This is a genomic window from Escherichia sp. AM3, from assembly GCF_032029835.1.
GTDB lineage: Bacteria > Pseudomonadota > Gammaproteobacteria > Enterobacterales > Enterobacteriaceae > Escherichia > Escherichia coli.
Genome location: NZ_JAVUPQ010000828.1, coordinates 1 through 299, shown reverse-complemented (window position 1 = coordinate 299; position 299 = coordinate 1). Strand labels below are relative to the sequence as shown.

General features: G+C 66.6%; 1 protein-coding gene. It reads left to right on the top strand.

The window, feature by feature from the left end:
• Positions 1 to 299 (top strand): helix-turn-helix domain-containing protein (locus RTW80_RS28585; RefSeq protein ID WP_312721472.1); only part of this gene is annotated, 299 nt, incomplete at both ends.

Here is a 299-nt window from a genome sequence, read left to right as displayed (position 1 = left end):
CCCAGGGCGTCGCCAAGATCGTGCTGGAAGCCGTGCAGATCATGCTTTTTCGCCTGGCCTTGCAGATGGCCCGCGACGACTACGAGGACAGGCGCGAACGCCAGCGCCAAGGCATTGAGTTGGCCCGCCAGGCCGGGCGGTACAAGGGCCGCCGTGCTGATCCGAAGCGCCGCGCCCAAGTTGTCGCGCTGCGCAAGTCCGGCTACAGCATCAACAAGACCGCCGAGCTGGCCGGGTACAGTGCGGCCCAGGTGAAACGGATATGGGCCGAGGTCAGCCAGGCCGAAGCGAAGCAGCAC